Annotated in this window: 10 protein-coding genes; 2 read left to right on the top strand and 8 right to left on the bottom strand. The window is 39.7% G+C overall.

All coding sequences use genetic code 11. The features are described from left to right. Positions 1-3: 3 nt before the first annotated feature. The 6 genes from BGP78_RS20950 to BGP78_RS20925 form a co-directional block, all read right to left on the bottom strand. Entirely contained in the window at positions 4-1,017 is a 1,014-nt protein-coding gene (locus BGP78_RS20950) for a DUF2235 domain-containing protein (RefSeq protein WP_119863213.1), read from the bottom strand. 117 nt (positions 1,018-1,134) lie between these two features. Then, a complete protein-coding gene (locus tag BGP78_RS20945) occupies positions 1,135-2,169 on the bottom strand; it encodes a GGDEF domain-containing protein (RefSeq protein WP_119863212.1) in 1,035 nt (344 codons plus the stop codon). Positions 2,170-2,510: 341 nt separating this feature from the next. Beyond that, positions 2,511-3,539 carry a S66 peptidase family protein gene (locus BGP78_RS20940; RefSeq protein ID WP_182912354.1) on the bottom strand — a complete coding sequence of 343 codons (1,029 nt, stop codon included), beginning with the start codon at positions 3,537-3,539 and terminating at the stop codon, positions 2,511-2,513. Positions 3,540-3,848: 309 nt separating this feature from the next. Further along, positions 3,849-4,208: a cupin domain-containing protein gene (locus tag BGP78_RS20935; protein ID WP_119863351.1), complete on the bottom strand. Its 360-nt coding sequence runs from the start codon at positions 4,206-4,208 to the stop codon at positions 3,849-3,851. A gap of 116 nt (positions 4,209-4,324) precedes the next feature. Then, positions 4,325-5,206 carry an AraC family transcriptional regulator gene (locus BGP78_RS20930; protein ID WP_119863210.1) on the bottom strand — a complete coding sequence of 294 codons (882 nt, stop codon included), beginning with the start codon at positions 5,204-5,206 and terminating at the stop codon, positions 4,325-4,327. A 19-nt stretch (positions 5,207-5,225) separates the two neighbouring features. Continuing rightward, complete coding sequence (locus BGP78_RS20925; protein WP_119863209.1) at positions 5,226-7,298, bottom strand: TonB-dependent siderophore receptor; 2,073 nt, start codon at positions 7,296-7,298, stop codon at positions 5,226-5,228. 296 nt (positions 7,299-7,594) lie between these two features. On the opposite strand from BGP78_RS20925, the gene BGP78_RS20920 reads away from it, so the two are divergent. Both BGP78_RS20920 and BGP78_RS20915 read left to right on the top strand, forming a co-directional pair. Then, entirely contained in the window at positions 7,595-8,404 is an 810-nt protein-coding gene (locus BGP78_RS20920) for a LytTR family DNA-binding domain-containing protein (protein WP_119863208.1), read from the top strand. 140 nt (positions 8,405-8,544) lie between these two features. Beyond that, on the top strand, positions 8,545-9,096 hold the full coding sequence (locus BGP78_RS20915; RefSeq protein ID WP_119863207.1) for a cytochrome b: 552 nt from the start codon (positions 8,545-8,547) through the stop codon (positions 9,094-9,096). A 62-nt stretch (positions 9,097-9,158) separates the two neighbouring features. Here BGP78_RS20915 and BGP78_RS20910 read toward each other — a convergent pair whose 3' ends face one another. Together BGP78_RS20910 and BGP78_RS20905 are read right to left on the bottom strand one after the other, a co-directional pair. Further along, on the bottom strand, positions 9,159-10,388 hold the full coding sequence (locus tag BGP78_RS20910) for a polysaccharide deacetylase family protein (protein WP_182912352.1): 1,230 nt from the start codon (positions 10,386-10,388) through the stop codon (positions 9,159-9,161). A 197-nt stretch (positions 10,389-10,585) separates the two neighbouring features. Continuing rightward, positions 10,586-11,968, bottom strand: a complete 1,383-nt coding sequence (locus BGP78_RS20905) for a PLP-dependent aminotransferase family protein (RefSeq protein ID WP_119863205.1) — start codon at positions 11,966-11,968, stop codon at positions 10,586-10,588. Positions 11,969-12,031: the final 63 nt, after the last annotated feature.

Here is a 12,031-nt window from a genome sequence, read left to right as displayed (position 1 = left end):
GTATTACCCAATGACCTTCTCATCCTTAGATTCTACCATTGGCATAACATTTTCAGGACGGTATGTTGGTAGGTCACTCATACGATTAAGTACACTCTTGTGTAGTGATTCATTCGTATAAGGTTTATAGCTTACTTCTCGCATTGTTTCTGTTAACTTATACAGCCATGTCATTGAGTTACGATATTCGTCTAGGTGATACGGTTTATAATAACGTAAAAACGTGTCATTAAACTGCAACCCATATTGCTCGGCCATGTCTTTGATCCAATGTAGGCTGATATTGGCTAAACCATCTTTGCTGTAGCCCCCACCTACGTTACTATGACTGCCCACGAACCACTGTTGTTGTAGAGTTTGTGTTGATCCTTTTGGCAATTGCCAAATAGCAGGCTTAAAAATGCCCCGGCGCTCATCAATGGCAAGCGCTTGAAATGCGTGTTCAATATTATTAGTTAAACTCACATCATGGAATTGGTAGCGACGATTAAAACGCCTAAATCCAAGCGGGATCCCTAAAGCGCCAACCGTGTCCCATACACCAACAAACTTAATTTTTACTTTTTTACTGCTGTGCTGCTGCTGAAAAGCGTTTAATTGTGCGTTTGAAGGTTCTTTACGATATAAGCGATAGGCTTCAGGCATATAAAATGCGTGGTCTTTAGGCAACAGACCGACTTTGTTAATAAGCCCAGCTAAACTGCGCACCGTGTAAGCACCACGGCTAAAACCAAACAGGAAAATTTCATCCCCAGGCTGGTAATTATGAACAATAAACCGATAGGCTTTAAGAATATTCTGCGATAGCCCAATACCAAAACCGCCCCCTAAAATACGATCTAAACCCCACTGCGTCCCAACACCCTCACTGTAATACACTATTTGATGAACTCCATCACTGCAAACAGGTTCAATTGCGCGGGCGACTTTGACAACATTAGTGGGTTTACGCTTGCCTCGATCATACTGGGTGGGCTTGTTCCATGTACCATCCATACAGACGATAATTCTTTTCATTACTGTGGTTCTAAATATGATTAATAGACACAATTTTATAGTTTTTTATAATCAAGTCAAAGCCTTAAATGACCTTGCATTTTATAAAAACACACCTTTAAGCAGTAAAAATTAGTGCTACGCAGCAATTTCTATTCGGTTACGACCATGCTCTTTCGCTAAATAAAGTGCTTTATCGGCACGCTCAATCAAATGAGTTACTAAACACTGCTCAATATGCAAGGCAATACCAAAGCTCGCTGTAATTGAACGAACCGCTTTGCCTGTTTTTTTGCCTTTAACAGACAGCTTTGCAATATCTTTACGAATGCCTTCTGCAAAATTAACCACTTCACTTAAGCTGTCTAATTCTGCAAATATACAAAACTCTTCACCGCCATATCGATATGCTTTTCCAATACCTTCGGTATGTTTGATAATTTTCGCTGAAACAACTTTTAAAACATCGTCACCCTTTTGGTGACCAAAATCATCATTAAACTGCTTAAAATGGTCTATATCAACAAAGATCAAAGCCCGGTGAGTACCTGTTGGTGCCGTCTTACAAAACATAACGATATCTTCATCAAACTTGCCGCGATTCAGCAGCCCAGTTAATGGATCTTGGCTTGCAGCTTCTTGTGTGCTGACCAGCGCAGATTTTAGATCACTGATCTCTGCATAAGCATTTTCCAACTTCTTTTGAAATTGATACGCGGTTTGCTGCATCACCACCGACTCTTCAGTTAATCGATCGACATAGCCCAATACATCGTCAAAAGAATCTAAGCTGTTTCTTTTTAAATCATACAAACCAGAATGACACTGAGATAATACAGCCGAAAAGTCTTGAGAAGATTCCAGTGTTTTATCAATTTCTACTTGTACACCAGAGATTGTTTCTTGAAATGACTCTGACATTTGATGAAATAACGCTAAATCCTTATCTGATAAAAACTCATCAAATAATTGCTTAGCATGCGCTGGAGGACATGTCTCATAGTTATCTAAAACACGCTCTAACTCGGTATTAAGCTGCTCATTAGAACCTAATACATAACAATACCAAATCGCATAATTCACTGGTGTAACAGGTACCTTGTACTTCACCATCAGTGGAATTGCTTTTTTCATACATTGTGCAGAGTGAGAAAGTGACGTATCAAATTCCATGGCTTTATTTACCCTAGTCCTACAACAGACTTCTTATTATTATCAAGGAGCGGTTATGCCTGTTATGAAAGCACAAAACCAAGACTAAAGCATTGCAAATAATTAATCAATTGAAAAGCAAATGAACATGTAAAACAGTGTAATAATTCACATAAATTACTGAGTAGAAAAACTAAAACTCATTATTTATCCCTAATAAATAAAAATAATAAATTTAACAAACAATAAGATAAAAATTATTCTATTCAAAAAACTCATAGAAACCTCACCCACACCCATGTTAAATTATAGATCTTGTAAACACTAAAAAATAACAAATTAGCTATATTCCTTCATGTAGATCACTGCAAATATTGCACTACTGTTGCACCTACAGGTGAAATATCAACCTCACTGTACACCCCGTTAAGTAGTGTCATGTTAGGTGGGGTATGACCTATATCAACGTCAAAAACAATGGGGATATTCAATGAGCCTAACGCCTCTAGCAAAATTTCTTCATTGGCGTTTACCTTGTATTTATTCACTGCGTTACGGCCAAATAAAACACCAGACACATGCTTGAACACGCCTTTGTATTTTAAACCAAGTAATGCGCGGATATAACCATGGTCACTTAGCTCCCCATTTTCAAAGTACAAAATCAGCGGCTGTTCATGATATTGCTGTGAAAACTGCTCGATGTCTGCAAACTCGGTATTTAAAATATGTTGATGAGTGTCTAAACACCCGCCAACTAAGCGCCCCGCAAATGCGGCTTTGTCACTTGCAATACCCTGCTGACTTGGCAGTAGACGCCACTGAGTTATTTCTGTGAGATTAAACACCATGTTTGGATCTGAAATTGGACAAGCATTGGTTGTTTCAAAGTGACTAGACGCTGATTGTACCCATTTATCACCGACTTGCAATGAGAGTACATCTAAAGTCGCGCGGGTGAGCGGATCAGTCTGTAATGACGTCAATTGCATTAAATTTGTTGCGTGAACGGTGACCCAATTTAACCGTATTGTCAGTGCCGTCATAATCGTACTTACATCTGAGAAACCAAGCACCCATTTTGGTGATGTTGCTTGAAGCGCTTGCCAATCTAATAAGGGTAAAATAGCCATTGCTAAATCTCCTCCCCAAGGAGGCAGTACCGCAGATATACTCTCATCCAATAAGAACGTATTTAGCTCATTTGCCCGTGCTTGCGCATCCCACTCCCCAGTATGGCGAACGCTCTGCCCTTCAACCACTTCAAAACCTTGCCCTTGCAAAAACGCCACAGCCTTATCGAGCCTTGCATAGCAAGCTTGCGGTACCGAAGATGAAAAGGCACAAATAGCAATACGACTGCCGGCTTTAAGTGGTTTGGGGTAATTCACTGACAACTTTCTCCTATTACAACGCAAATCTAGAGCACAAATCCCAAATACGTTTCCAAAAAGTGGAAACTAGTTTTAGCATATAAAGTGCCGCCGTCGCCACCTTTAAATATGTACATTTAAGGTACAACCTCATTGACAGCGATTCATAACCATGTAAAGAATTAATTATAATCATAAACTCGATGAGGTGACCTATCAGCAAACAAGCATTCGATAATGCGCAAACCTCTTATTTACTATTTGTCAAAAAGTCCCCTTTAACTAACCAAAGGCGTATTCAGCCCACTATGGCCGTTCAGAATACGCCTAAATCCACACATCATTTTTGGCGGTTAATGCACCTTCTGCATCTCCAGTATTTTTTACGCCTTGTGGTTCAATGATCAATATTTGACATTCTTGATCTGCAAAGGGCTTATGCTGAACGCCTTTAGGCACAACTATCATTTCACCGCTATTGAGCGTGATCACTTCATCCTCAAAAGCGATGTTGAGTTGTCCAGCTACAACGATAAAAGTCTCGTCAGTATGATCGTGTTGGTGCCAAACAAATTCACCTTGTACTTTCACGACTTTAAACTGATAGTCATTCATTTGCGCAACCACTTTGGGTTGCCACTGCTCATCGAACAATAAAAATTTTTGAGCCAAATTAATTTTTTGCATCACATTCATCCTCTTCTTTTATGACTGCCTTCCCCAGATTTTTCCATAAGGTAGTCTACGCACAAAAGTATAGAAAATGACACAGTCAATTCATTGTAAAAAATTAACAACTAAAATTAATACAACTGACTCGGTTTTATGCCATACGCTCGTTTAAAAGCATTAATAAAATGCGCTTGGTCGTAAAAACCAACGCGCATAGCAACATCTGTACTGCGTATACCACTTTGTAATAACTGCAGTGCGGTTTCGAGGCGTATTCTCAGTAACCAAGCGAAAGGGGTTATGCCAGTTAACGCCTTAAACTGCCTAAGTAATTGTATATCAGTTAAGTTACATTCATTTGCAAGCCGTGACACAGTCAATTTTTCAGCAATATGTTCGTGCATAAAGGCATTTAGCTTTGCAAGATTAGAACGCCCTAAGCAATAAACTTTCGGTTCAGTAAAATGACCATATCGTGTCGCAAGTAATGTTAAATTTGATAAAAAGACACTTTCAAGCCACAGCGTATTTGCATACCCAGCAGCCATATGTGTGTGTAACTGACTAAATATCGAATAAAGTGACTGATCTTCAATGCAGTTATCAGAAAAAGTAAGCAATGACGTATTTTTTTGATCCAGAAATTCATGTATCGCACTGACAGAAATAGAGAATATTTTACTAGAAACCTTCAGTTCGTTGCTGCTTCCATCATGCGTTATACCAGGGTCCATAAGTTGTAGCTGCCCAGGGCCATTTATCACGTTTTTACCTTTTGCGTTAAACGACTGAGTTCCCTGTGTTATTAGCCCAATATGATATGTCAAATGAAGATGTTTACTAAAATTAAGCGTACTATGCTGAACATTAATAAGGTTTACACCGGCAAACAACGAGGAGTGATGAGTGATAGCTATAACCGAATTCCTTGTAACAAAACGAAGGTGGCTACAGTGACAAAAAAAACGCGTTACAGCAAGCAATAGTAGTGACGTCGCTGTGAGCGACGCCACGTATTTTTATGGATAACGATTAGAATGCAGCTTGTAGCGCCAATCTAAAGGTAGTGCCTTCACCTATTGTGACATTATTCACACCGCCACCAGCTAAATAGTTCTTATCAAATAAATTTTCGATATTAAATCGCACGTTGACATCAGCATGCGACAGCCCAAGCTTATAGGTTGCCCCCACATCAACGCGCGTATATGCATCTTTGGTAATGGTGTTGTCATAGTCAGCAAAACGTTCACCTTGATAAAATGCCCCAGCATTGACGGCAAAAGCATCACTGAATTCATAACGAGACCATAAAGATGCAGACCATTGAGGTGCATCAACTGGCGACTTACCTTCATAATATTCATCTCGGACATATTCTGCGTCCAAGTTCATGACAGATCCCATCACAAATAAACGATCGTTTACCGCCCCTTGTGCCGAAAACTCAAAACCTGTATGGCGCTGCTTACCCGCTTGAGTCGTGACTGTTGTATAACCACTCCCCGCCTCTGCGTCCGTCGTAATCAACGTACCCGTTTTGCTAATGTCAAACACAGCTGCTGTAATTAACAACCTATCATCAACTAGCTGCCATTTAGTCCCAATTTCATGCTGTTGCGATGTAACCGCATCAAGCTTCATGTCATGGTTTTTATCTTCAGGGTTGTCAAGTTTGCTACTACGCTGCGGTTCAAAGCCCTCTGAGTAGCTAAAATAAACAGTGCCATTCTCACTTGGGTGATATAACACCCCCCCTTTTGGTAAAAACGACTCATTGTCTGCGCCTTCTTTATTTTGCTTGTCATAGCGACCGCCTAAAGACACCTGCCATTGCTCATTGATAGTAACTAAGTCTTGAATATAGACCCCATAATAATCAAATTCACTAGTAAACTCTCTTGGCTTAGGTAAAAGGGGTATCGCAGGTTGTGCATTCCCTTCTATGTATGGTACTGACTTGTCACTACTGTCTCTCTTCATATGGAAATAATAATCTAATGAGTTAGCACCAATAAGCACTTGATGATCAAAACCACCTAGTTCAAACTCACCCGTTACATCAACAAATGCCGTCGTAAACTGCCAATCGTCAAACCGGTCGTAAGGACGCGAGCCGTAACTGTCTCCGACTTGATAATCTGTTGGCTTTCTTGGTGCAGACTCAAATCGTTGACGAGAGAAGTCTTGCTCATTATATCCAACCGTTACTTGGAAGTTCTCTGTGAGTGCATGCGTAAAGTCAATACCCTTATTTTCAACGGTTATGTCAGTAAATGCCCAAGAAAAATCTCTGATTGTTTTATCACTGCCAATTACTTGACCTTTGCTGTCTAACCAAGCACCCGTATCAAGGCCTGCTTTGTCATTGGTTCTATCGTAATGTACGCGAACAAAGCTGCTATCGTTAATATCATAGTCAAGCACCAGTGAACCTAAAAAGCGGTCGCGCGTGCGCTCATTGCCATCGACATACTCGCGGTCAAAGGTGACATCTTGCTTAACGAGTACTGCACGGTAACGTAAGTCTTCTTCAGAGGTAATAGCACCACCAAAATCAGCAGTCGCTCTGGTAGAGCCTAAATGGTCAACATCCATCCCAAAATTCATGATAGTTTTAGCTGTTGGCTTTTTTGTCACCATATTTACTAAACCACCGGGACCAGACTGACCATACAAAATACTCGATGGGCCTTTAATGATCTCAACTTGCTCTAATGTTTCAATAGGCTGCTGATAATGTGACCAGTGCTGGTGTCCATCTCGCAAATACCCGTTTGATGAACTCAAGCCAAAACCACGCAAATTGAATGTTTCTCGGTTACGTTGTTTAGAGCCAGCCGTTAAGCTTGCATCGTTATTTAAGACTTCACCCAGCGTCGTCGCTAATTGTTCATCAATCACGGTGTCTGATATAACAAATACTGATTGTGCAGTCTCTAGTAAAGAAGCATCCGTTCGCATTGCTCCTTTAGCCGTATCAACTTTGTAGTCATTAAAGTAAGTCCCCTTCACTTCAATCACTTCAATTTCAGACGACTTAGCTAACACACTTGATGTGGTTAGTGCTGAACCGATTGCTAAACATAAAACTGAGTAACGCATGTATACACTCCAAACTAGAAATTTACTGCACAGAAGGTGCAAAATCACGAGAAGAGTAATGAGATTTATTCACATTTGCAATTGTATTAATGAAATAATTCATTCTTGGGAACTGTTTGCTTAAAGTGCAGTCAAACTGCACACATATATTAACTACCTCTCTATTTTTAAAGCTTTTATTTATCAAAAACACAACAATTAAGATACTAATTCTCAACTAATAAAGTTGAATTAAAAACCGTTAAATTGATAATTAATCGTGTCGTTTTTCATTATCAAAAGGAGTCATCAAAATTATGGGAAGTAAAAAAAACGTGGCACCGCTTTTAAAGCATGACCATTGTATTTCGAGTATCGGGTGGGTGATGTTTATCTGCTTAATTTTTGCGAATTGCTTGATCAACAGCGTATTTATAGAACACAAGTCGATTAACCTTATTGACTCAATCACATTTCCGCTTCAGAAATGGGGCATTTGGCTCATACTCACCCCATTTGTCTTGCATATGTTGCAATCAAGACGCAAGTTTCCACTGTCACATAGCCTTTTTTATTGTGTCTTAAGTCTATCAACCCTGTCACTGAGCCTCACATTCTCTGTGGCTCTTGAGGTCTCACAGTCAGACATCAGTATTAGTCACAGTCTTTTCTTTATTTGGCCTAAGCATGCCGCAGCACTCCTCATAGTGATCTTGCTATGGCATCTAAAACAGGCTTTATTCAACAAGCCTAACACGCCAATAAAGGCACTAAAGAATAATCAAACAAGATCGCAAACCAATACACTAAGAATTGAAGCCGACGGCTTAACGCACACACTTGCGCATCAAGATATACTTTTTATTCAAGCCGCTGGCAATTATATGGAGGTTATCACACAAGAGCGTATTTATTTGACTCGTGCAACATTAAAGCAACTGCATAACTTACTGCCAAAAGATGACTTTGTTCAATGCCATCGCTCTTACCTAGTTAATCTTGAGTATATTGAACAACTCAAAAACCACCCTGCTGGCCATGCAACGGCCTATCTAAAGAACAGTCAAGTTGTTCCTATTAGCAAAAGTCAACGAGCGACTATTCGCAGGCTTATCAGCAGTCGATAACAGACTAAATGGGATGAATGGAGGAAAGAGAAATACTTATCACATTACTCCTCCATTCGTCCCTAAGCCATGTAACTTGGTGGTTTTCTTCATTTAAGCTTGAGCAATGCTTTAATCAGATACTTACTCGAGAAACTATAATGAATAAAGAAAACTCAACCTTATCTCCTTTAACCATATCACTGCACTGGCTCGTTGGCTTAACCATGATTGGGGTCATTGTCATCGGATACTACATGGTATACTGGGATGTGGGCCCTTTATACCCAATTCATAAAGCACTTGGAGTTTTGGCCCTATTTATCATTTTACCCAGAGTGATTTGGCGCTTGAAAAAAGGCTTTCCAGTACCTGCCAGTGACTATCCAAAACATGAACACCAACTTTCTGTCATCGTGCACTGGTTGTTATTATTGGGTACGCTTGCACTACCAATCTCTGGCATGCTGTATTCTGGGTTTGGTGGATATGGTATTAATATATTTGGTTTTGAATTGGTAACTAGAAATGAGTTAAACGGTGAAGTAATTGCATTCAATGAAACGATTTACTACAGTGCGAAACTGTCACATTCATGGATAGCCTATATTTTAACTGGCGCTTTAGTTTTACACATAATCGGCGCAATCAAGCACCATGTGGTAGATCAAGATAACACATTAAGGCGGATGTTAGGCTACAAAGAGATATAATAGCTAAGTGCAGGTGAGTTAAATTGACTACATAATTTCAGTCAAATTAACCCACCTTAACTTTATTCGCTGGCTATTTTAAAGTTCTGGCATTCAGCCATTTTACAAAATTGAATGTCTTTACTTGCAGCATATGCAATCACCGCTTCTAGATTTTCTGTGGTGATATGCCAAGGGCTTAAATAATTACCAATCGCATGAGTCCCTAAATAGAGTGTTTCACCACCGCGTAGCGTGTCCATTGCTTTAAAGATTTGTTCTAGATTAATCCTATGCGAGTCAATAGAAAATCCAGTCATGATGGCTAAATCACTGCGTTGATTTCGGTATTCTAAACCAGACCAAGCAGCGAAGCGACGAACATGTGTAAAGTGCTTTAACAACGCCTCATCGGTTTGTTTGGTGCGCGCACCAAACGGATAAGCAAATGTAGTTACATTTAAACCAAGCGCTTTCATATACTCTAACTGGCCAAGTATATCTTCTTCTAACCACTTTTCGACACCATGTTCTTTTGAGTAAATTGCAGCATGCCTATGCAGTGCACCATGATGACCAATCTCATGCCCTTGAGCTTCAATTTCCAATACACGTTGTTCATCAATCAAAGCTAAGTGACTGACAAAATAGGTAATAGTTGCATTGTACTTTTCAAACCGCCATAAGTGCTCGTATAGTGAGTCTAAGGCACCACCATCATCAAATGAAATATTTATTTGCTTTGGCCACACGTTATCACGGTTGTAATGAAACGCATTCACTAACTTTTGTAGACCTGGCACCAAAAAGTTTTTTTCAGGTGCATCTAACATCACTTCATCAAATGCCCAAAGGTCAGGTTTACCCGTATCGTCTACAAAACCTTCAACACCTGACTCAATCAATAGCTCTGGAGTTAAATCAGCTTTGTTGACCACATTATACAAACTAACCACTGAGCACACTCTAACGCGTAATTCACTTTCCTCAAGAGAATTCGTTGTATTTTCTAAATAGATAGTCGCTGCAATAACAGACTCTATATCAACACAGGCTAGCTGTGCGTTATCAAAGTCGTCAAAACTGAGTAACTGGGCATCTGGACTACCTTGTGCGCTAACAATTTTTGACATTGACACCTCTGAAGTAGGTGGTGTTACCGGCGGTGGTACAGGTAATGGAGTGGGTGTAGGTAGTTGAACCGATTCAGATGCTGTCGATTCGATCACCTCAGCTACTTCAACCAGTACTTCTTGGCTATTATTTCCATTATTACACCCTGTTAATAAGCCCAAAAAACAGAGAAAAAACACAGGTACTTTTATTGTCCATGTCCCGAATATAATTAAAATGCGGGGCATTCTAATATAGGAACAAAAATACCTAAATAGGGTCCAACAGAAACTTTATCTTCAACCCCGAAAAAGCCAATAAAAAACACAAAAACAAAAACTTAATAACATAACTCCATCTATCTCACATGACAACTAATTAAATAAAAGTACGGTTACTAATAAGCCTGACAAAACTTCTTCAAAGCAATAGCTAAATCTGTATTCCAGGGTAACGCAAAACTGATCCTACAATAGTGCTCAAACTTATCATTTGAGCCAAACATAGCCCCCGGTGCAATCGCAATCCCCTCCTTGATCAACGCCCGCCAAATATCTGAACTCGACTTTTCAGCAGTAAAAAACCAGCAACACGGCCCGCCTTGAACAGGTAAAAACGTTATATAATTTGGTAAATTAGCTTCAAAAATTTTCAGGGTGCAGTGATAGTTCTCTTTCAATTTATTGCGTAACTGGCATAGTAATTTCTCATAGTTTCCCGAACAAATAAGCTCATTGACGACATTTTGCGTGTGTAAATTTGGCTCTTCTGTAAGGGTATGCTTCGCTTGAGCAAACACCTGCCCTGTATTGATACAAATCGCAAAACCTAAACAGATCCGCGTAGACACGGTATCAAAGAAATCTTGAATACTGATCAAAGATAATTTTGGAAAACCCGATGCTAATTGGGCTAAAGACAAGGGTTTATTAGTGCCAAAATACAATTCACTTCTATCATACTCAATAATCGTCACTGCGTTCTGTTCAGCCCATGCTAATAAAGCACACTTATCGCTATAAGATAAGACTCGCCCAGTAGGATCATTGAAACTAGGGTTAACTAAGTACGTTGAAAAACCGTATGCTTTATGTGCTTGATCAAGCAGTTGCAATTCGTTAATGAAACGAGTTTGCATTGGGATCTCAATGATGTTTTTACACAAACGCGTAATGACTGATTGGAAATAAAATGAAGTAGGAGATTCAACCGCAACGGTATTACCGAGTGCCCCAGAAGCCGTCAATGCGCTCACTAACCCTTCTCTACGTCCCGAAATAATATGAATGTTTTCTGGGCTTATGACATGATCTTGTCGCCATAAGAATTGGCTGATCGTTTGCCTTAATTGTGTGCCCCCTTGCACGTCATCTTTTACTCTAAATTGATACATCGACTTATCGAAGGACTTATTATGTAATTTACTCAGCAATACATGGTTATTGAGTACAGAGCTTGGCGCAGTTGCTGACAAAGGGACCAAGTTTTCATCATTTAATGTTAATAGTACCTGTTGCTCGTCTAGCTCATCAACCACAATACGCTGATAGCCCGAGCCATAATCCAGTTCACTGTACTCACATATAAAATAACCTTGTTTCGGGCGCGCCTGAATAAGCCCTAATAGCTCTAGCCCCTCATACGCTTTTTGTACGGTAGACATACTAACATTTTGACTTTTGGCCATTGCTCTAATTGAGGGTAACTTATGTGAAAATACGCCTGCCTTGATATTACGTTCCAGCGTATCTTGTAATGATTTATATTTGTATTCACTCATCAACTGTACTGTATATTTTGCATTGATCTGTATCTGTTTTCACCACAGTTAAGAACTTATCAT

Origin of the sequence: Pseudoalteromonas sp. MSK9-3, from assembly GCF_003590335.1 — a bacterium.
In the GTDB taxonomy this organism is placed as follows: Bacteria; Pseudomonadota; Gammaproteobacteria; order Enterobacterales; family Alteromonadaceae; genus Pseudoalteromonas.
The sequence above is the reverse complement of the archived record's forward strand: the minus strand, read 5'-3'. Positions and strand labels throughout refer to the sequence as shown.